Source organism: Aeromonas sp. TS_SC_11 (assembly GCF_057318915.1).
This window is the reverse complement of record NZ_CM170470.1, coordinates 3,057,800-3,078,948: the sequence shown is the minus strand read 5'-3', so window position 1 is coordinate 3,078,948 and position 21,149 is coordinate 3,057,800. Positions and strand designations below refer to the sequence as shown.

Sequence of the window (21,149 nt, the reverse complement as noted above, 5' to 3'; positions counted from 1 at the left end):
TTGCACAACTGTTTTAGTCTTAAAGTAAGCCCCCTGACAGAATATATTCTGCCGGGGGGGTTATTTATCTCGCCGCCTGAACGACCAAATAGAGAATGCTGTAATAGGGAATGCCGGCGTGCTGGCTCAGCCCCATCTCACGAGTGCGCTATTCCAATGACATCGAAGAACTGGATAAGCGCTGACTGGGATATATCCCCTGCTTTGCCTGTCCGGGGGATTGGGCGAAGATTTATTTGCGGCCGCGAGCCAGGGATTTGAGAAACGCCAGGGTGCGGCGGTTGAACTGCTCAGGCTGCTCCACATTGCAGACATGGCCACACTGTTCGATCACTGCCAGAGAGGAGCTGGCATCGCGGGCCACCTGTTCGCGCACCGGTGCCAGGAACATATGATCCTCCTCCCCCATTACGTAGAGGGTCGGGATCGGCAGGGCGCGCTCCTTGAAGTAGCGCATCAGGGGGTTGACCTCGGTGGCGAGGCGGAACCAGCGTTTGAACTCCTTCTGACACAATTTGCGCGCCTCGCGCACGAACAGGTTGCGCGACTCCTGATGGTGCTGGCGCGGCATTATGATGAAGGCGAACAGGCGGTAGAGCCACATGTAGGGCAGGATGTGCTGGCCGAGGCGCCCCAGTTGCACCAATACCCGGGAGCGAATGTCCAGCCGCAGTATGGCGCCGCCCAATACCATGCTCTTGACCCGCTCCGGGCAGAGCTCCGCCAGATGGCGAATGAGGATGGTGCCAAGGGAGATGCCGACAAAGTGAGCGCAACGGATATTGAGATGATCGAGCAGGCGCACTATGTCTTCGGTCACGGCCCGAAAGCTGTAGTGACCCTTGACCACCTGCTGCAACTGGTGGGACTGACCGTGGCCACGCAGGTCCAGCAGCAGCACGTTGAAGTGCTCGCGATAGGCGCGCAGTTGCTTGAACCAGATGGAGGAGCTGCCACCGGCGCCGTGCACGAATACCACCCAATCCCTGTCGGGGCCAAGCTCGAACGTCTTGTGATACAGCATCTTGCGACTCCCTCATCGACGGCATTGGGGTATAGTAGGCGCGCATCTTAGCAGATATTTTCACCCAAAAAATACGTTTGCATGGCAACTGGCGAGGAGCGTGACCATGGAGTTGACGAGTTTGAGAGCCTTTCTGCTGACCCTGCCGGGCACTCAGGAGGACACCCCCTTCGGCCCGGAGATCCTGGTCTATCGCATCGCCGGCAAGATGTTCGCGCTGGTTAATTGGCAGGCAGAGCCGCTCACCATCAACCTCAAATGTGAGCCCGAGCTCGCCCTGCTGCTGCGGGAGATCCACCCCGAGGTCAAACCCGGCTGGCACATGAACAAGCAGCACTGGAACACGGTTACTCTGAGCGACACCCTTGCCAGCGATCTCTGGCAAGGCTGGGTCCACCACTCCTATGAGCGGGTGGTCGCCGGCCTGCCCAAGGCCAAACGGCCGCAAGCGCCGACACTGTGAGCCGCCCCATGCCGGAGCAGCCCGATATAGTCCCGCTGAGCGAGCCGCATATCCCCGCCCTCATTACCCTGTTCGAGCAGTCGGTACGCCAACGCGGCCCCGAGCACTACAGCGAGGCGCAGGTAGCGCAGTGGGCACTCGGCGCCCATCATCCCGGCTTTGTCAGCCAGTTGCGTGAACACCACGGCTGGGTGCTGGAGCAAGCCGGCGTCGTGCTCGGCTTCGTCACCCTCAGCGACGATGGTCACCTGAGCCTGCTTTATGTGAGCGCCGACCATCAACGGCAGGGGTTTGGCGGCCTCTTGCTCGCCACCGCCCTCAGCCAGGCGACTCGGCTCGGCATCCAGACTCTGACGACGGAAGCCAGCGCCTTCAGCTATGGACTATTTTTACGGTATGGCTTTGAGCTGACCGGATTGGAAAGCGTGGAGCGGGGTGGAGTCAGTTTTATCCGCTATCGTCTGCACTGCCGCTTGCCAAGCTAGGACCAGCCACTAAAATACGCACAGTTTTTTCGTATTGTTGAGGATTGAGGCCGCCATGGTTGTAGAAAGCGAAGGCTATATCGCCCTGATTGAGTATCTGGTGGAGAGTCTGGGACTGTTTGAAGCCCAGCAGCAGAGCGGTGGTGAACAGACCATCGAAGATCTGGTGAGCAGCCGGGTGGCGAGCAACCTGATGGCCATCTGCGAACAAAACCCGCAGCTCGATCCCAAATTGCGCTTCATGATCATGCAGGAAGCCGATGCCGTGGTCGCCGATCTGGAAGAGGTGCTCTCCGCCGTCTGGCTGCGTGCCCCTACCCCGGCCCAGCAAGCCTTCCTCGAAGAGTTCATCGACCTCATCAAGAATCTGTTTGACGGCGCCATCAGCTAATCCGTCGAGACACCTGATCGCCGTGGCGCCGACCCAGACGCCCGTTTTTTTTCGCACATAGCACACATGAAAAGGGCCGCCTCAATGGGCAGCCCTGCTTGCTATCATTTCAATCTATCCAGCTTTTCAGTGGCGTTCAGTGAAGGTCGAGGCAAGAAATGTGTCTGGTCTTGGCTGCCATCCTTGGAAGCTACTTAGTTCGGCAGGGCCAATTCTATTTAGTTCCCGTTCATGACATATTTTTTTACGATTTTTTTCACTGCGCCGACAGTCAGTCGACATCAGGCGTAAAAGAGGCCGCAAATGCGGCCTCTTTTGGTATCAAAGCAGGGGTGATCTAGCATGGCGCCATCTGTTAGCGATTGAGGCTCGGCGGCAAACAGACTCCGATCCCCCCCAGCCCGCAATACCCTTCCGGATTTTTCTCCAGATATTGCTGATGGTAATCCTCGGCGTAATAGAAGGGCGCCAGCGGCAAGACGCGGGTGGTGATGGCACGGCTGTCGCCACTGGCCATCATGGCCTGCTGATAGGCGGCCTGGCTCTGTTGGGCGATCACTTGCTGGGTTTCGTCGCCATAGAAGATCACCGAACGGTACTGGGTACCGACATCGCCACCCTGGCGCATGCCCTGGGCCGGATCATGCTGCTCCCAGAACAGCTTGAGCAGGGCGGCATAACTGATGACGCTGGGGTCAAACACCACCTGTACCGTTTCGGCGTGACCGGTCAGGCCGCTGCACACCTCCTTGTAGGTGGGATTCAGGGTGACGCCACCCTGATAGCCAGCGGCGGTGGAGTAGACACCGGGCTGCTGCCAGAACAGACGCTCAACGCCCCAGAAACACCCCATGCCAAACCAGGCTACTGCCATGTCTTCAGGCCAGGGGCCCTGAGTCGGGTGACCATTGACGGCATGTTGCTGGCCAATCACCATCGCATCGCGGCGTCCCGGCAGTGCATCTGCCGGTGAAATAATCTGTTCCATGAACCCTGTCCTTGTATAAAAACCTGTGTCATCGCACAGCTGACGAAAAGGAGTCTCGAAGATAACAGGTTATGAGCCGGGATCAACCAAGGCCACAGCCAGACTGGTGTTGCTGTATTTTTCGCCACCTTCTCGTCTCTCGTTTTTCTTCAGCGTCATCAAGCGAACAAAATGGTGGCATAAAATGGCCAAATCAATATTTAGTCTTGATTTGTGAATTTATTTTCATATATTGAGCCCATTGCTGTTTTTTTATGGAAGAAGCCTCAAGTGCGTGAACGCGAACCCAGCCTGGTCTATGCCTTTCGGCAGTCTACCCCCTATGTCAATGTGCACAGAGGCGCCACCTTTGTGCTGATGATGGGAGGGGAAGCCATCTGCCACCCCAATTTTGCCAATATCGTCAGCGATATCGCCCTGCTGCAGACGCTGGGAATTCGTTTGGTGCTGGTGTTCGGTTCACGTCCGCAAAACGACGAGGCACTGGCTCGCGCGGGTATCGAAGCCCAGTACCACAGGCGGATCCGGGTCACCGATGACGAGAGCTTCGCCATCATCAAACAGGTGTGTGGCGGCCTGCAGTACGACATCACGGCCCAGCTCTCCATGGGGCTGGCCAACACCCCCATGCAGGGGGCCCGCATCAGTGTGGTGAGTGGCAATTTCGTCACCGCCCAGCCGCTGGGGGTGGATGATGGCATCGACTTTTGTCACAGCGGTCGGGTACGCCGCATCGACGTGGAGGGGATCACCCGCCAACTGGATCAGAAGGGGCTGGTGCTCATCTCCCCCATCGGTTGCTCGGTCACCGGCGAGAGCTTCAACCTGAGCTCGGAAGAGGTCGCCCGCCGGGTGGCAGTGGATCTCAAAGCCGACAAACTTATCTGTTTCAGCAGCACCCAGGGCGTCATGGACAGACACGGCGAAGCCATCTCGGAGCTCTTCCCCGAGCAGGCCGAGGAGCTGCTGGTGGAGCTGGAGCAGGCGGGGGAAGAGATGTCCGGCACAGCCCGTTACCTGCGTGCGGCGATTGCCTCCTGCCGGGGCGGCGTACCCCGCTCCCATCTGGTGAGCTATCAGGATGACGGCGCCATGTTGCAAGAGCTGTTCAGTCGCGACGGCCTCGGTACCCAGATAGTGCGGGAAAGCGCCGAGCAGGCCCGCGCCGCCACCATCGAAGACATTGGCGGCATTCTGGATCTCATTCGCCCGCTGGAGGAGGACGGCATTCTGGTGCGCCGCTCTCGCGAGCAGCTGGAGATGGAAATAGACAAGTTCACCATCATAGAGCGCGACGGCCTCATCATCGGCTGCGCGGCGCTCTACTGCTTCATGGAAGAGGCGATGGCGGAGATGGCCTGCGTCGCCATTCACCCCGAGTATCGCAACTCCAATCGGGGGGATCAGCTGGTGGCCAAGGTGGCCGAGCGGGCCAAGCGGCTCGGCATTCGTCGCCTGTTCGTGCTCACCACCCGCTCCATTCACTGGTTCCGGGAACGGGGCTTCGATCCGCTGGAGGTGGAAGACCTGCCGGTGGAACGGCAACGGCTCTACAACTGGCAGCGCCGCTCCAAGGTTTTGTCAAAAAACATTTCGTAACTTGTTGATCTTGTGCCGAGTTGTCGCCGAATGTTAACTTTTTCACAATCTCGATTGACAGTGCAATCCAGCACAGGGTATTTCTAATTGCACTCCACCGCCTGCGGTGGAGCCAGAAGAGGAGCGCTGCCCAGGCAGCCCAAGGGAGGACACCAGCGTCCGATGAACTTGGGTCAGGGGGAGCAGCGCCGAGACGGGTGAGGCAACTGGATACCTCAACGTCGGCTGCGGGGGCTGAATCCCCCGGGTTGTCATCGGTAGTGGTCATCCCCCACCGAGCCCCACCAGGGGCTGGTACGGGATGGGCTCTGCGGGTGGAGTGCTTCTGGCCGGGATAGCTTCTCTCATTCCTGCCATTTTCAGCCTCCTCCTCTCTTTTTGCCCGATGGAACCGGATTTTTATATTAAGACAGGAGTAAGCAATGAGCCCGATCAATGTCGCCAAGTTTGGCGGAACCAGTGTCGCCAATGCCGCGGCCATGAACAATTGCGCCAATGTGGTGCTGGCCAATCCGGCAAGCCGAGTGGTGGTGCTGAGCGCCAGCGCCGGCGTCACCAATCTGCTGGTGGCACTGGCCCAGGGCGATCTGGACGAGGCAGGCCAGGAGGTGCAGCTGGCCAAACTGGCCGAGATCCAGCAGGCCATACTGACGGCACTGGGTGATCCCGCCGACGTGAGTACCCTGATCCATGCCACCCTCGGCGAGATCCGCACCATGGCCCGCCAGGCCAGTCAGCATACGGATGCGGAGCTGGCTGACAGGCTCATCGCCTGTGGCGAGCTGATGTCTACCCGCCTCTTTACCGAGCTGTTGCACCAGCGTGGTATCAAGGCCCACTGGCAGGATGTGCGCCAGCTGATGCGCACCGACAGCCGATTTGGCAAGGCGACCGTGGATCTCGCCGCCACTCGCGACCTCTGCCAACAGACGCTGGGGCCTCTGCTCGGCGACAGCCTCATCATCACCCAGGGCTTCATCGGCTCGGATGCCGATGGCCGCACCACCACGCTTGGTCGCGGCGGCTCCGATTACAGCGCCGCCCTGCTCGCCGAAGCGCTGGATGCGGGCAGCATAGAGATCTGGACCGATGTGCCCGGCATCTACACCACGGATCCGCGACTGGTGACACGTGCACGCCCCATTCCCGAAATAAGCTTCGTGGAAGCGGCCGAGATGGCTACCTTTGGCGCCAAGGTGCTGCACCCGGCCACCCTGCAACCGGCGGTGCGCCAGGACATTCCTGTCTTTGTCGGCTCCAGCAAGGATCCCGCCGCCGGCGGCACCTGGATCCGCGCCAGCACCAGCACCAACCCGCTGTTTCGCGCCGTGGCATTGCGCCGCCAGCAAGTGCTGGTGACCCTGCACAGCCTCAACATGTTCCACGCCTACGGCTTCCTGGCCGAGGTGTTCGGCATCCTGGCCCGCCACCGCATTTCGGTGGATCTCATCACCACCTCGGAAGTGAGCGTGTCGCTCACCCTGGATCACACCGGCAGCCAGAGCAACGGCGAGCCCGTGCTCAGCGACAAGGTGCTGGCCGAGCTGGGTCAGCTGTGCAAGGTAAAGGTGGAAACCGGTCTGGCACTGGTGGCGCTCATCGGCAACCGCATGAGCGAGGCGGCTGGGGTGGGCAGTCAGGTCTTTGACGCCATTCGCGAGCACAACATCCGCATGATCTGTTATGGCGCCAGTGCCCACAACCTCTGCTTCCTGGTCAAGGAAGAAGAAGCGGGCCACATCGTCAATCGCCTCCACCAGGAGCTGCTCGACTGAGCCAGCCGAGGTTTGACACTGCATAAAAGAGGGGCACTCAGGGTGCCCCTCTTGTCGTTGATGCCCATGTCATCGATGCAGATACCAGCGCCTACCCTGCCAGTGTCGGCACCGGCAACAGGCAAGAGCGGATCTCCTCACGCAGACCCGCGAGTCTGGCCAGCAGCGCTGCCTGGCTATAGCCAGCCTCGTCAGGCCCCAGATTATCCGCCAGCTCGGCGAAATGGTCGGTCACCGCCTTCTCAAGCCAGTCGAGCCGGCGCAGGGTGAGCGGGCCGCAGCTCTTGCCGCTGAGGTCATCCATGATGTCGAGCCGATGGCTGCGATACATGTCCCGCCACCAGTTGGCGGCCAGCGCGTCGTCGCTTGCCAGTGCCGAGCGCCACTCCCCCTGCAACCCTTGCAATCGAGCCAGCACTGCCGAGCTTGCCCCCTCCCGGGTCAGATATTGCAATTCGCGCTGCACCCAGCCCAGACAGAGTCCACGCCAGTAGCGAAACTGCGGCAACGGATCCGGCTCGTCGAGCCAGAGACCCGAGAGGGTGCGGGTCTCCAGCCGTTCCGGCACATGAGACTGGGGATCGGAGAGGCCGTTTGAGTTGAATTCATGGCGGGGATCGAACGGCCACATGTAGCCAAAATCGAACACGGCGATCCGCTGGCCATCATCGAGCAGGTTGCCCGGGCTCGGATCCCAGTCAAACCAGCCCCAGTGGGCGAGCTCGGCCTGCACCGCCAGCATCTGGGCCAGATTGCGCTCATTGAGGTCGTGTACCGGCCCCCCTCGCAACCAGGGAGAGACGAGCACCCCTGCCCTGGCCGAGCCAAAGCAGGTACAGACCACGTGAGAGAGAATGGTGGGATGCAGCTCACGCAGCGCCTCTATCTCGCGGCGCCGCTCCAGCTCGGTCAGGAAGGCGGTCTTGCCGTCGATATTGGCCACCAGGGAGTCATGCCTGCGCCGTTTCAGGCACCAGTGATGCCCCTCCACCTTGAGGTGAAACACCTCGGCGGTGAGCCCGTGACGATAGACCTTGAGCACGGCGGGATGATCCTCTCTGAGTCTCACCAGCTGTGCCAGTGGCAAGGGGCAATCCTGCTCGCGCCCGATCCGGATCTCCTCCTTGCTCTCCAGCATGCGGAGCAATCTTGCCTGACGTGCCGCTACCTTGGGATTCATACATGTACCTCCATCCATTATTGAGAGACTAAGCAGCAAGGCAGGTACAGACCAGCAGCAAAGCGTCATGATGACGCTTTCATCACAGAATGAGTGTGACGGCCCGATCCGGATCACAGTTTGCATGGCTTCATGGTCACGAAATATTCATTGTTTGGTCATTAAATTGACAACAAGGAACAAGCCCCTCACCATCGGGTCACATTAAATGCAGCAGCCATTCGTCGTTACTCGCTCAAAGGATGAGCTCATATGAAAGTCCCCTCCTCAGCACGCCGGTCAGCCAGGATCCCCAGCCTGCCTTCCCTGCTGCTTGGCTTGCTGGCTGCGCTGCTGCTGCTGACCCTGATACTGCCGCAGATCAATCCCGGCAGCTGGCTCGGCCAGGCCCGGCCGCTGGTGCTGGGACCTGCCGACCAACCCATAGCGACGCTCACGCGTCACTCTCTGCTCTACAAGAGTGACAACCGTGGCCTCTATCTGGTGGTGCGCAGCCAGTGGCAGCTGCTCAAACCGCTGCAAGCGGGGGACAAGGTGCGGGTAGAGCTGCTCAACGACAAAGGGGAGCGCATAGATCAGCTGAGCCAGGCGGTAGAAAAACGCCAGCGATGCAATAAAGGGCGCTGCACCCTGGATCTCAACAGCACCTTGCGGGCACCGGACGATGCCCTCGCCAGTCGCTATCAGCTGCGGATCGGCCTGCTGCTGGCAGATCGACCCGAGAGCGCTGAATTCAGCCAGATCCTGCAGACTCTGCCGGAGCAGGGTTTCAACCTCACCTACCTCTTCACCAGCCTGGTATTGGTACTGGCACTGAGCGCCGCCGTGCTCAAGGCCCTGCTGCCCAAGCTCAGGCGCAGTTTGCGCTGGCGGATCATCGGCAGCCTGCTGCTCGGCAACCTCACCTTCGTGCTGCTGCACGGCTTTGTGGTATTCAAACTGGGGGAGTTTCTGCTCTGGTCCGGCTTCAGGCCCGAGCACTACTACCTCGCCTGGGGCAGCATGGTACTGGGCTGGAGCCTCTGTGCCCTGGCGGGCTTCAATCTCTATATGGGACTGGTGTTCACGGCGCTTTCCGGCATTGGCCTGCTCGCCAACTTCATGAAGATCGCCATCTACGGGGTGCCGCTGGGGGGTGACGACCTTGGCAATCTGCTGGCACTGCTGCGGATCCTGCTGGATCAGCATCCGGTATTGCCTGTGCTCGGCGTCGCTGCGCTGCTGTTTGTCTGCTGGCGTTTCGCCCTGTCACGCTGGGTATTGCGCGGCCTGTTTCGCACGACCGCCGCCACCGCCGCCTTTTTTGCCCTGTGTGTGTTCGCGACCCAGACCGGCAACAAGCTGCTGGGGGCCAACATTCGCTACGTGGACAGAGCGGTCAACTATCACAGGGATCTCATCCGCTCCGGCCCCGGCCTCTATCTGTTCAATCTGGTGGACGAGATGCTGCAAAGCGGCAGTGTGTTTCGCTATCCCTTGCAGATCAATGAATTCACTCCACAGATCAGCCATGTGAGCCAGGGACAGCCCCCGCGCTTCGATCTGGTAATAGTGCTGCAATACGAGTCGCTCTGGCTCGGCTGGCAGGGCAGGATCTGCGCCCCGCCTCCCACATTGAGCCTGCCCGCCAGCGTGCAGCAGTGGCAAAAGACCATCCACTCCCCCACCACAGGCGGCATGACGGTGCTGGCCGAGTTCGAGATGAACACGGGCCTGCCAGTGGGCCTGCTCAAGCAGGGGGTCGTGCCCTATTACTACCTGTCCGAGCAGGTGCCCGGTCTTGCACAAAGCGCAAAGCAAAGCGGCTATCACACCCTGTTTGCCCACCCTTACGTGGAGAAGTTCTGGGGCCGTGCCAAGGCGATGCCGGCCCTTGGCTATGAGGAACGCTGGTTCGATACCCGCTTTACCAGTCTCGAGCACAAGGGGCTCTACATCTCGGACGATGCACTGATCGACCATCTGCTCAGACGCAGCGAGCAGGACACCTCACCGCTCTTTGCCTACGCGGTTACCATGCAGGGCCACGGCCCCTTCGACGGGGATCGCTATCAGGCACAGCAACTCGACAAGGCCTGTCCGGATCAGAGTGCGGCAGACCGCCAGCTGCTCAACACCTACTACACGGGGGTGGTGGATGCCATGGCTTCCCTGGAGCGGCTGCTCAAACGGCTGGACAATTCTGGCAAACGCTATCTGGTGGTGGCCTTTGGCGATCATCAACCCTTTCTGATGTCGGCTGGCAAGGGCATTCACGGCGACAAACCGCCCCGCGATGCCAGCTACCAGATCCCCATGATGGCCTTTACCCGCGATGATGGTGCCCTCTCTCTCGAACGGCAATTTGCCCCTGTGCGCCAGCTCTACCAGATGGGCCAGGCCACCCGTCAGCTGCTGGCGGGGGATCTGACCCCGATCCCGGATCTTCCCCTGCTCCATCCTGTGCTGGGGGAGGAGAAAGGCTTCGACGTCTCCCCCCTTGTGCCCCAGATCCGGGCCAGCTTCAGGGCCAATGCCCTGCCCTGATCCCGGACCTGAGAAAGTGAAAGAGGCCGCTGTTGCGGCCTCTTTGCATACTGCGATTGACGGGATCACTCACTCGCCAAGCCAGGGTTCGCACAGGGTGAGGGTCCGGGCATCGAGATCCAGCTCAGCCTCGATGCCAAGAGGCAGATTCAGCATGGGATGAGTGTGGGCACAGTCAAACTCCGCCAGTATGGGAAAGGTCGGCTCCCCCACCACCTCCAGCAGGATATCGAGGGGGCGCTTGCTACTGCCCTGACGATCGAACAGCTCGTGCTTGCCGAGAACCAGGGCGCCGATGCGGTCAAACACACCGCACAGCTTGAGATGGGCGAAGGCGCGCTCCACTGTTTCCGCCGACTTGAGGCTGTCTTCCAGCAGCAGAATATCCCCGTGTGCGATGGCCGGCATGTAGGGAGAGCCCCAGATCCCCGTCAGGGTATTGAGGTTGCCACCCAGCAGCCGTCCCCGCACCCGACCTGTCCCCACCGAGATCAACCGATTGGGCTGACACTGCTTGGCCCGAGTCTGGTTTTCCCAATCGAGCCGCTCGTCGGTCCAATAAGCAGGGGTCGGCAAGGTATGAGGCACGGCGCCCCCACCCGCCAGGCAGATCTGGCTAAACCCGGCCAGAGTCTCATCCACCAGGGGCGGCCATTCACCGAACGAGGCCACCAGCGCCGGGCCATAAAAGGTGACGAGGCCGGTTTTGGCATAAATGCCGAGCAGCAGGGCCGTCACATCCGAGTAGCCGATGATGATCTTGGGATCCCGTTTGAGCGCCTCGTAATCGAGATATGGCAGCAGGGAGTTGGAATTGCTGCCGCCAATCACCGACATGATGCAACGCACATGCGGATCGCGAATAAGTGTATTGAGCTCGGCAGCCCGGGCTGCGATTGTGCCGGATCGCCAGTGATCCTGCTGGCCGGTGAGGCTGCCCGCCTTGAGCCTGAAGCCCTGCGCTTCCATAAACCGCTTTGCACGGGCAAAGCGGTTTATGGAAGCGCAGGCAGTGGCCGCGCTGGAGGGGGAGAAAAAACCTATGGTGTCGCCAGGCTTGAGCCCTGGCGGCTTGAGTGATGTCATTGTCAGGTGTCCTGTCCCGAGTGCGGCCATCTGGTATTATGGCGCCGACCTTGAAGGACTCATAGTAACCCTTGGATGACCCGAAAGACATCAGGATAAGCTGCTTGGCCCCGGTGAGCTGTTTGGCGAGACGCGGCGAACCATCACAGCGACCCTTGCCACCTCAGTACTGACATGGGCCGCCGCGCAGACGCTCATTCGCTCGCCGGCCTGATCCAGAAGCGACGCTCCCATTTCTGGGTGATCTCATCGTAAGTCCCATCCGCACGCATGCTGTCCAGGGTCCCTTGCAGTGCCTTGATGATTGCCTCATCCGTCTCCAGGCTGAAGGCAAAGTAGAACTGCTTGGTGTCCTGATACTGAAACAGGGGGACAAAATCCGAATAGCTGTGGCCCAGCGACTCTATGTGATAGGCCGCCCCCATCTGCAGGGCAGGTGCTATGTCCGCTCGCCTGCGCAGCATCATGCGAAACTTGTCATCCTCATCGTGCACCAGCACCAGGTTGAGCCCCATCTCGGCAAGCTCCCGTGCCGCTGCGGAATTACGCACCACCGCAATCCGCCAGGGCGCCAGCTCAGAGAGATGGCTGGCCGTCACCTCTTCCCGTTTCGCCAGGCGATAAAACCAGAGGGTGCGAGGCGCTATGGGGCCAACCCAATGAAAGAGATCCTCTCGTTCCGGCAGACGTACAATGCTGAAGATGACGGTGTTGGGCTGATGCAATGCCATCTGATAGGCCCGCGCCCAGGGCAGGAGTTGCACCCCCTTGCTGTCGAGCGAAAGCTTGCTCCTGTCGACCATCCGTTGCAGGAGATCCACCGACAGACCCGTTACCAGACCGTCTCTGTCCCGATAGTTGTAAGGAGGAAGCTCCTCTGTTACCGCCTGAATGTTGGCCCCTGCGGCGCTGCCCAGCCAGCACCACAACAATAACCAGCGAAAATGCCACATGATTGACCTCTCTGCCTGTTTCCCTTGCTTCAGTATGGCGGCAGTGGGCAACCCTGCGTATGCAGGCTGGCCAGCAAGATCACAGGATTTGTCACAGTTCCGGTCAACGCCGGGGTAGAAACAGAAAAACCGGCAGAAGGTTGCCGGTTTTTCAATGGCTGACAGGGCTTAGATTACAACGGCGGTACCGCTGATGCTGACCATCAGCATGCTGCCGTTCTGCCCCACCACCTCGTAGTCGATATCGATACCGACCACGGCGTTGGCGCCCAGCGCCTGCGCGCGCTCTTTCAGTTCATCGAAGGCAATCTCGCGGGCGCGGGCCAGCTCTTTTTCGTAGGCACCGGAGCGGCCACCAATGATATCGCGGATACCGGCAAACAGATCCTTGAAGATATTGGCGCCGAGAATGGCTTCACCCACGACGATGCCGCGGTATTCACGAATGGTTTTGCCTTCCAGCGTGGGGGTAGTTGAGAGGATCATCTTGCGCTCCTGAGGTGAAAATGGGTTTCAGACTACCCCAAACTTCTACCGGACAACATCCCCCGCCCCCTAATAGCCAGTTGCACGATAATGGTTGCCGTTGCAGGCGACCATGCAGCCATTTGGCTCGCGCCCATCGCCGGAACCTGGACCTGAACGATAAAAAAAGGAGAGGCCAGGCCTCTCCTTTTCGTGTGCTGATGGCAGCTTAGTGCAGCTTCAGGGTCGGGCGCAGTACCCGGTTGATGCGGCCCACCAGCATGATGAGACCCGTCTTGATGTAGCCGTGCAGAGCGACCTGGTGCATCCGGTACAGCGAGATGTAAACCATGCGTGCTATGTAGCCTTCTACCATCATGGAGCCGCGCATCAGGTTGCCCATCAGGCTGCCCACTGTGGAGAAGCGGCTCAAAGAGACCAGCGAGCCGTGATCGTGATAGAGGTAAGGCTTCATCTCGCCCCCTTCCAGCTTGGCTAGGATATTCTTGCATGCCTGGGTCGCCATCTGGTGGGCGGACTGGGCGCGTGGCGGCACGAATTTGCCATCCGGCTGCGGGCAGGCAGCGCAGTCACCGATGACGAAGATGTTCTCGTCACGGCTGGTTTGCAGTGTCTCTTTCACTACCAGCTGGTTGATGCGGTTGGTTTCAAGGCCGGCGATATCCTTCATGAAATCCGGCGCCTTGATACCGGCAGCCCACACCATGAGATCAGCTTCGATGAGCTCCCCATCCTTGGTGTGCAGCCCATCGCTGGTGGCTTCGGTGATCATGGTGGCGGTACGCACATCCACCCCCAGTTTGACCAGTTCCTGATGAGCCGCGCCACTGATGCGCTCCGGCAGCGCTGGCAGTATGCGGGGGCCCGCTTCCACCAGAGTCACCTTCAGGCTCTCTGTGGTGAGGTTCTTGAAACCGTAGGCATAGAGCTGCTCCACAGCGTTATAGAGCTCGGCAGAGAGCTCGACGCCAGTGGCACCGCCGCCAACGATGGCGATCTTCACCTTGTCACCAGGCTGGTATTCGGTGGCGAACTGCAGGAAGCGGTTCATCATGCTGTTGTGGAAACGGTGCGCCTGGGAGGGGCTGTCCAGGAAGATGCAGTGATCCTTGATGCCCTTGGTGTTGAAGTCGTTGGAAACGGAACCGATGGCCATCACCAGGATGTCGTACGGCACCTCCCGCTCATGCACCACTATGTCGCCATTCTCATCGACGATCTTCCCCAGCACGATGCGTTTTTCGTCGCGCTTGATGTCAGTCAGGCTGCCCAGCTGGAAATCGAAACCGTGGTTTTTGGCATGGGACTGGTAGCTCAGGGCATCGATACCCGCGTCCATGGAGCCGGTGGCCACTTCGTGCAGCAGGGGTTTCCACAGGTGGGTACGGTTACGGTCGACCAGGGTGATCTTGGCCTTGTTCTTCTTGCCCAGTTTGCGACCCAGGCTGGTAGCCAGCTCCAGACCGCCAGCTCCACCGCCGACGACAACAATATTGGTCATGGTTAATTACCTCGGTTCCATTAAAGCGAAGGGAGCCATCGGCTCCCTTGATAGTTGAATCCATGACGTGACAATCGATCAGGCTTCTTTGAAAGCCTTCATCTGTTGCAGGTGATGAGAGATATTTTTGAACTTGTGAGTCTCTCGCTCATCCCACACGATGTTGTAATAATTCTTCAATTCACGCTCAATGTCGCCATTATCGCGGATTTCATCCTGAACGGAAAGGATGCAGAGGCAATTTCCTGAATTTTTACTACGAAATTCAGACACACATTTAGTGCCTATATCCTCGTACTCTTCCGGTCTGTCTATCTTGCCCTGCATGGTGATCTCGGGGTGCAGATTGGGGTTGAAGATCACCTGTTTGATGCCGCACAGGAAGCCGATCCGCTCGCTCCAGTAACCTCCCAGCCCCACCCCGCAGATGAGAGGCTTGGGGTCTGTGCTCATGTCGAGCTGCTTTTTCACTTCCTTGAGCAGGTGGCTCATGTCATGACGGGGATGAACCGTGCTGTAGTGCACGAAACGCACATCATCATCGATAAACTGCAACTGCAGCACTTTTTCATGATTGCCGAGGCTGGTGGCATCAAAGCCATGCAGATAGATGATCATGGACAAGACCTCAAAAACTGTGTCGGTTCTATCGAAACTACCCCAGCGGCGGGGCCTTGCGCCACCAAAACATCCCACTTTCTTGCTTTGGATCACGCCTCCAGTTGCGGATGAAACCAGATTAAGTCAATCAGATACCTCACCTGCTCCGTTCGGCAATGAAAGTGGGCACCCGCTGTGGCGAAGGGATCACCTGGCTAGCGAGGCAAGTGGCTGTGCCATGGGATAGCAAACGATTGCCCACCACGGTTGTTCAGTACCACAAGGCAGCCCTCTTTATCAGCCATGATCAGCCCCCCCCCTGCACAGCATCATCTGTGGGAAACCATAAAAAAGCCGCCGGGCAGACACACTGCCCGGCGGCTTTTTACGCGGCAAAGACCCCTAGCAGCAGGTCTGCTCGAAGCGATCCACCGCCGCCGCCACCAGCGCCATGCTGCCCTGCCAGAAGGCAGCCTCGCGGATATCCTGACCCAGGTGTTTTGCCACCAGATCTTCGGCGCTCATACGGCCGGTATCGCGCAGCAGGGCGCGATAAGCCTCGGCCACATTCGTTTCCCCTGCGGACTGACGGCTCATCAACTGCTGATAGACCCCCAGGCTGAACAGATAGCCAAACAGGTAGGGGTAGTTGTAAAAACCGAGCCCGGCGATGGAAAAATGCGCCTTGGCCGCCCAGAACAGAGGGTGATAGCGCACCAGACTCCCCTCATACCAGCGACCCCAGGCTTCATCCGTCATCGTCTTTAGCCGCTGTGCCGACACATAGCCCTGTCCACGGGCAGCCACCAGGGCCTGCTCGAAGTCAAAGCGGGCCGGAATGTTGACCAGGAAGGTGGCGGCGCCGTCGGCCTCGGCCCAGGCGATGGCCTGCTGCTGCTCTGGCGTCTGCGCCTGTTCGAACAGGGCGCTGCGCACCAGGGTTTCGGCAAAGATGGAGGCGGTCTCCGCCAGCGTCATGGGGTAGCTGCGCTGGCTCATGGGCAGATCGCGAATGAGCCAGTTGTGCCAGGCGTGCCCCAGCTCGTGAGCGAGCGTGATGACGTTGTCCATGGTGCCGGCATAGGTGATGAAGACCCTTGGCTCCACTGGATCGGCAAACTTGGTGCAGTAGGCACCAGTGCGCCGGTTCGGGGTGGGCGCCGCATCAATCCAGCCCTTCTCGGCCATCATGCGGGCAAACTCCCCCATCTCGGGATCGAAGCGGGCAAAGGCAGCGGCTATGATCTCGATCGCCTCTTCAAACGGGATCTCGCGGCTGCTGGCCGCCGGCGGCGGTGCAAACAAGTCCTCCGGCCCCGGATCTGTGATGCCAAGCTGCCGGGCCATCAGCCCCAGCGCCCGCTGGCCCAGACCCCGGGCGTTATACGTCTCGGCCATAAGGGTATCCAGAGTGGCCCGCTCTATATGGCTCTGGTGGCAGGAGAGATCCAGCGCATCGAGGGCTCGCACCTTGCCACGCTGGCGCGCCAGCTCCAGCCGCCAGCCGTTGAGGGCATTGAGGATGGCGGCCACCGTCTCCTGCTCCCCTTCCCAGCCGGCACTGATGGCATCAAAGGCCTCGCGGCGCAGTGCCCGTATTGGGCTGGAGAGCAGATTGCTTGCCTCGGCCAGCCCCATCTCGCGACCGTCGATAACGAGACGGATCTTGCCCACCAGATCGTTGTAGAGGTTGCCCCAGCCATGCAGGCCGTCGGTACCAAGGCCGATCACCAGCTGCTCCGCCTCCACCGGCAGACGCTGATCCCGCAAGCGGCGCTCATGGAGCAGTCGGTACGCCTCTTCTCCGAGCAAGGGATCCTGCATCAGCCGCTCAAACTCGGGTTCGGGCAGTCCCAGCATCAGATCTTCCACCGGAGCAAGGGTCTTGAACAGATCGGCGTTGAGGGCCCGCGCGCGGGAGGCCAGCTGCTTGGCGAGCGGATCGCAGGCATCCTGACTGCCCTTTGATGCCGCCAGCACGGCGACGTTCCAGCCGATATTGCGGATCCGCTGGGCCCGCAGGCGCACTTCGCGCAAAAAATCGGGCAAGGCGTCGGTATTGCCCAATACCTGCTCAAGACCGTCGATAAAACCGGCAAGCCCGGTGAGGTTGGCACGGGCCAGGCTCATGTCCGCTTCCAGCTCGGGGCAGTCGAGGGCGGGATAGATATGCTGGTTGTGCCACCGCTGTGGGTAGACTCTTTGTTGCATCAAATGCTCGTCATCAATATCAAGGGGCAGAGGCTGCCCTGGGTGAAATGCGCATGGCCGGGCCGCTGCGGGCCCGCCACGAAAGAAACAGGGGCCGCCGGGGCACCCCCGAACGGCCGGTCTGATCAGCCAATGCGATAGACGGGTCAGCCCGTCACACCAGTCGTTCGAGGCGCTCGACCGCCTCCTCCACATAGCGCAGGCTCTCCTGCCAGAAGGCGGGTTCGCGAATGTCGACCCCCAGGTGTTTCTCCACCAGATCCTCGGCGCTCATGCGGCCCGTGTCGGTGAGCAGCGCGCGATAGGCGTGGGCAAAATCGCCCCCGGCCCGCTCCTTCTGGGCATAGAGCCCCAGGCTGAACAGGTAGCCGAACAGGTAGGGGTAGTTGTAAAACCCGAGCTCGGTGATGGAGAAGTGGCCCTTGCTGGCCCAGAACAGCTCGTCGTACTGGCTGAGGGTGTCACCATAGCACTGCTGCTGCGCGGATTTCATCATCTGCCGCAGCTGGCTTGCCCCCACATAGCCTTGCTCCCGCGCCGCCACCAGGGTCCGCTCGAAGGTGAAGCGGGCCGGAACGTCGAGCAGCAGGCTGGCGGCGCGCTCCCCGTCCAGCCAGGCGATGGCCCTGCGCTGCTCCATGTTGTCGGTGGCGGCCAACAGGGCATCACGCACCAGGGCCTCGGCAAACAGGGAGGCGGTCTCGGCCAGCGTCTTGGGGTAGTCGCGCTGCTCCAGCGGCAAGTCCCGCAACAGCCAGCTGTGCCAGGCATGGCCGAGCTCGTGGGCCAGGGTGATGAGGTTGTCCATGGTGCCCTCGAAAGTGAGAAACACCCGAGGCTCGGGAGGATGGGCATATTCGGTACTGTAGGCACCGCTGCGCCGGTTTGCGCTGGGGGCTGCATCAATCCAGCCCTTCTCGGCCATCATGCGGGCAAAGGCCCCCATTTCAGGGTCAAACCCGGCGAAGGAATCTGCCACCAGGGTCAGTGCCTGTTCGAAGCTGAGCGAGGCAGGGGTCGCGGCGGGCGCAGGGGCATAGAGATCCCAGGGGGCAAAATCGGTGATCTGCTGGGCGCTGGCCATGGCGCGCAGGGCTCGCCGTCCCAGCGCTTTGTGGGCGTCAGCCTCGGCCATAAGGGTATCCAGAGTGGCGCGCTCGATATGGCTCTGATGGCAGGAAACATCCAGCGCATCGAGCCGACGCGTCTTGCCACGCTGGGCGGCGAGTTCGTTGCGCCAGCCGTTGATGGCGTTGAGGATGGCGGCTACCGTCTCCTGCTCTGCCTGCCAGGCGGCCTGGATGCCGTGCCAGGCGCTGGCACGGCGCGCCCGATCCGGGTGAGCCAGCAAGTTGTCCGCCTGGGCCAGTCCCATGGGCTCTCCGTCCACCACGGGCCTGAGTCGGCCCACCAGACTGTCGTAGAGATCCCCCCAGCCTTGCAGTCCATCCACCGAGAGCCCCTCGATCAGCTGCTCGCTCTCGAGCGACAGCCGTTGATCCTGCAGGCGGCGATCATGACGGATGAGGTAGGCAAGCTCGAACAGCTCGGCATCCTGCAGCAAGGCTCGAACCAGCCCCTCGGGGGCGCTTGCCCAGAACAGGGTTACCGGCTTGCTGAGCTGGGCCAGGGTCGCCTGCAACTGCTGACCACGGGAGAGCAGCACCTTGGCCGCTTCGTCGCAACCATTGCGACTGAGCCGGTTGTAGGCATAAGTCTGGCTGTTCCACACCAACCGGTTCACGTCGGTCCAGCAGGATCTGATGGCCCGCAGCAAGTGGCGCAAGCCATTGACGTCAGTGGTTTGAGGAAGCTCGTTCAGCAATTGACTCAAGGTCGTCAGCGTATGGCGGGCCTGATGAAAATCGGCGTCGACCGCCGGGCAGTCGGAGGCGGCATAGATGTGATCATCCAGCCATTCGGGTGGGTTCATAATGGTCCTTGTTTGTTTGCATCCATGTCATGTGACCCTGCCTCTATGGGCGGGTGCCAGTTCGGATAGTACGAAGGGGGCCGGCACTTGCCTAGCCCCCATCCGAGTCAACAAACAGGACGAACAATCATCTGTGCGACGGCCTCTGTCGGCCGGGCACCGAGAGTGGACAAACCGCCGTTATCTGATGGGTTTGAGTTTGCTCACCAGTGTCATCGCCAGCACCAGCAGCAGGCCTGCCACCACACCGGCCACGGCGTTGAGCAGGGTTGGCGTGATGGCGGCCAGCACTGTACCCACTGTTGGCAAGGTGGCAAGTGCCCCGGCCGTCCCTTCTATCAGGTGATGGGCGAAGGGCCAACCGTGCACCAGTATGCCGCCCCCCACCATGAACATGGCGATGGTCCCTACCAGCGCCAGCAGATGCATCAAACGGGGCGCCGTCACCAGCAGCCCCTGCCCGATTGCGCGGCGCAAGGCGCTGCCATCGGGCTTTTGCAGCAGGTGCAGACCTATGTCGTCGAGTTTTACGATAAGTCCCACTAGGCCATAGACCCCCACCGTCATCAAAAGCGCTATGCCTGCCACCACGGAGATCTGCAAACCCAGGCTGCTGCCTTGCACAGTGCCGAGCGCGATCACGATGATCTCGGCGGAGAGGATAAAGTCGGTGCGAATGGCCCCCTTCACCTTCTGCTGTTCAAAGGCCACCAGATCGTCGGGAACAACCTGGCTGCTAGGCTCACCTTCTGCTGCATCGTGTGGCAACAACTTGTGGGCCAGCTTCTCCGCCCCCTCAAAGCAGAGATAGGCGCCCCCCAGCATCAGCAAGGGGGTAATGAGCCAGGGCACCAGGGCACTGATGGCGATGGCGGCAGGCACCAGGATCAGCTTGTTGCGAAACGATCCCTTGGCCACCGCCCACACCACAGGCAGCTCCCGCTCTGCCCGCACGCCGGAAACCTGCTCGGCATTGAGGGCAAGATCGTCCCCCAGCACGCCGGCCGTCTTCTTGGCAGCAACCTTGGTCATCAGCGCCACGTCATCGAGCACGCTGGCAATATCATCGAGCAGGGCCAACAAACTGGTTCCGGCCATATCAGGCATTCCTCATATCAGTGGAAAACTCCCCTCGGGCACGCAGGCCATCTCGCCGGGCAGGCGCCACAGGCGAATGCCGACCAGAGGGGGTTCCTCATTTCGGGTAAAAGATGGCACAGTGTAACGAGAAGCCGCCATTTCGGCAGCTACCACATCAGGGTCAATTGGCCTTGTTTTCCTCCCAGACCCTCTGATCCAAGGAGTTCCCATGCAACCCTGGCAGCCTCTGCTCGATTTCTGGTTTGGCGATGATGCCGACGATGCCACCCGTGCCGCGCGGCAAGCCTCACTCTGGTGGGGAAAAAGCCGCGAAACCGATGCGCTGATAGCCAGCCTCTTTGGCGAACTGGCCGAGGCAGCGGCCGCTGGCAGCCTGGCCCACTGGGCCGAGGTACCCGTCGGTCGGTTGGCACTGATCCTGCTGCTGGACCAGCTGCCGCGCAATGTACATCGCGGCACACCCGGCGCCTTTGCCCGGGATCCCCATGCTCGCGACCTCTGCCTGAAAGGATTGTCTATTGGAGCAGACAGGGCGCTCTCCCCGCTGGCACGGGTCTTTTTCTACCTGCCGCTGGAGCACGCCGAGTCTCGCGAGCAGCAAGCCAGGAGCGTGACCCTGTTCGAAGCGCTGGCGGCCGAACAGTCAGCAACCCCGGCCCAAGCGACCTTCGAAGGGTTTGCCGACTTTGCCCGCCGCCATCAGGTGATCATCGAACGCTTCGGCCGCTTCCCCCATCGCAATGCCATACTGGGTCGCGCAGATACGCCACAAGAGGCCGATTTTTTGCAGCAACCCGGCTCGGGTTTTTAGTCCATGAAAACCACGTCATAGAGAAATGGCTCACCA

At 60.6% G+C, this 21,149-nt stretch carries 18 protein-coding genes and 1 riboswitch; of the genes, 7 read left to right on the top strand and 11 right to left on the bottom strand.

Annotated elements, in window-relative coordinates:
• Nucleotides 1-232: 232 nt before the first annotated feature.
• On the bottom strand, nt 233-1,024 hold the full coding sequence (locus tag AC1P02_RS14395) for an alpha/beta fold hydrolase (RefSeq protein WP_021140618.1): 792 nt from the start codon (nt 1,022-1,024) through the stop codon (nt 233-235).
• A 106-nt stretch (nt 1,025-1,130) separates the two neighbouring features.
• Between AC1P02_RS14395 and AC1P02_RS14390 the strand changes: the two genes are divergently transcribed.
• From AC1P02_RS14390 to AC1P02_RS14380, 3 genes are read left to right on the top strand one after another with little or no spacing between them, the layout of a single operon-like run.
• Entirely contained in the window at nt 1,131-1,487 is a 357-nt protein-coding gene (locus AC1P02_RS14390) for an MmcQ/YjbR family DNA-binding protein (protein WP_256688165.1), read from the top strand.
• A gap of 8 nt (nt 1,488-1,495) precedes the next feature.
• Nucleotides 1,496-1,972 carry a GNAT family N-acetyltransferase gene (locus AC1P02_RS14385; RefSeq protein ID WP_429235206.1) on the top strand — a complete coding sequence of 159 codons (477 nt, stop codon included), beginning with the start codon at nt 1,496-1,498 and terminating at the stop codon, nt 1,970-1,972.
• Between the two features lie 55 nt (nt 1,973-2,027).
• On the top strand, nt 2,028-2,363 hold the full coding sequence (locus AC1P02_RS14380) for a DUF3802 family protein (protein WP_005310468.1): 336 nt from the start codon (nt 2,028-2,030) through the stop codon (nt 2,361-2,363).
• 355 nt (nt 2,364-2,718) lie between these two features.
• Here AC1P02_RS14380 and msrA read toward each other — a convergent pair whose 3' ends face one another.
• A complete protein-coding gene (gene msrA, locus AC1P02_RS14375) occupies nt 2,719-3,351 on the bottom strand; it encodes a peptide-methionine (S)-S-oxide reductase MsrA (RefSeq protein WP_485182514.1) in 633 nt (210 codons plus the stop codon).
• 270 nt (nt 3,352-3,621) lie between these two features.
• On the opposite strand from msrA, the gene argA reads away from it, so the two are divergent.
• Both argA and lysC read left to right on the top strand, forming a co-directional pair.
• A complete protein-coding gene (argA, locus tag AC1P02_RS14370) occupies nt 3,622-4,950 on the top strand; it encodes an amino-acid N-acetyltransferase (RefSeq protein WP_485182513.1) in 1,329 nt (442 codons plus the stop codon).
• 108 nt (nt 4,951-5,058) lie between these two features.
• Nucleotides 5,059-5,283, top strand: a riboswitch (Lysine riboswitch).
• An 89-nt stretch (nt 5,284-5,372) separates the two neighbouring features.
• On the top strand, nt 5,373-6,725 hold the full coding sequence (lysC, locus tag AC1P02_RS14365; protein WP_429176827.1) for a lysine-sensitive aspartokinase 3: 1,353 nt from the start codon (nt 5,373-5,375) through the stop codon (nt 6,723-6,725).
• 91 nt (nt 6,726-6,816) lie between these two features.
• Here lysC and AC1P02_RS14360 read toward each other — a convergent pair whose 3' ends face one another.
• Nucleotides 6,817-7,905 (bottom strand): protein kinase family protein, encoded by a 1,089-nt coding sequence (locus AC1P02_RS14360; protein ID WP_485182512.1) that lies wholly within the window; start codon nt 7,903-7,905, stop codon nt 6,817-6,819.
• Between the two features lie 252 nt (nt 7,906-8,157).
• Here AC1P02_RS14360 and AC1P02_RS14355 point away from each other — a divergent pair, with 252 nt between their 5' ends.
• Nucleotides 8,158-10,431: an LTA synthase family protein gene (locus AC1P02_RS14355; RefSeq protein ID WP_408862122.1), complete on the top strand. Its 2,274-nt coding sequence runs from the start codon at nt 8,158-8,160 to the stop codon at nt 10,429-10,431.
• Nucleotides 10,432-10,500: 69 nt separating this feature from the next.
• Here the strand turns inward: AC1P02_RS14355 and AC1P02_RS14350 are convergent, their stop codons facing one another.
• The 8 genes from AC1P02_RS14350 to AC1P02_RS14315 all read right to left on the bottom strand — a co-directional run bounded on the left by AC1P02_RS14350 (nt 10,501) and on the right by AC1P02_RS14315 (nt 20,299).
• Nucleotides 10,501-11,517, bottom strand: coding sequence for a S66 family peptidase (locus AC1P02_RS14350; protein ID WP_485182511.1), 1,017 nt, complete (start codon nt 11,515-11,517; stop codon nt 10,501-10,503).
• 194 nt (nt 11,518-11,711) lie between these two features.
• On the bottom strand, nt 11,712-12,470 hold the full coding sequence (locus tag AC1P02_RS14345) for a substrate-binding periplasmic protein (protein WP_059112274.1): 759 nt from the start codon (nt 12,468-12,470) through the stop codon (nt 11,712-11,714).
• Between the two features lie 168 nt (nt 12,471-12,638).
• Entirely contained in the window at nt 12,639-12,956 is a 318-nt protein-coding gene (locus AC1P02_RS14340) for a heavy metal-binding domain-containing protein (protein ID WP_005310453.1), read from the bottom strand.
• A gap of 208 nt (nt 12,957-13,164) precedes the next feature.
• Nucleotides 13,165-14,457, bottom strand: a complete 1,293-nt coding sequence (locus tag AC1P02_RS14335; protein ID WP_005310451.1) for an NAD(P)/FAD-dependent oxidoreductase — start codon at nt 14,455-14,457, stop codon at nt 13,165-13,167.
• Between the two features lie 78 nt (nt 14,458-14,535).
• On the bottom strand, nt 14,536-15,075 hold the full coding sequence (gene ycfP / locus AC1P02_RS14330; protein ID WP_005310449.1) for an alpha/beta hydrolase YcfP: 540 nt from the start codon (nt 15,073-15,075) through the stop codon (nt 14,536-14,538).
• Nucleotides 15,076-15,459: 384 nt separating this feature from the next.
• Complete coding sequence (locus AC1P02_RS14325; RefSeq protein ID WP_485182509.1) at nt 15,460-17,268, bottom strand: M3 family oligoendopeptidase; 1,809 nt, start codon at nt 17,266-17,268, stop codon at nt 15,460-15,462.
• A gap of 154 nt (nt 17,269-17,422) precedes the next feature.
• On the bottom strand, nt 17,423-19,201 hold the full coding sequence (locus AC1P02_RS14320; protein ID WP_485182508.1) for a M3 family oligoendopeptidase: 1,779 nt from the start codon (nt 19,199-19,201) through the stop codon (nt 17,423-17,425).
• A gap of 180 nt (nt 19,202-19,381) precedes the next feature.
• Nucleotides 19,382-20,299, bottom strand: coding sequence for a DUF808 domain-containing protein (locus tag AC1P02_RS14315; protein WP_485182507.1), 918 nt, complete (start codon nt 20,297-20,299; stop codon nt 19,382-19,384).
• A 211-nt stretch (nt 20,300-20,510) separates the two neighbouring features.
• Here AC1P02_RS14315 and AC1P02_RS14310 point away from each other — a divergent pair, with 211 nt between their 5' ends.
• Nucleotides 20,511-21,113 (top strand): DUF924 family protein, encoded by a 603-nt coding sequence (locus tag AC1P02_RS14310; RefSeq protein WP_485182506.1) that lies wholly within the window; start codon nt 20,511-20,513, stop codon nt 21,111-21,113.
• Nucleotides 21,114-21,149 lie beyond the last annotated feature (36 nt).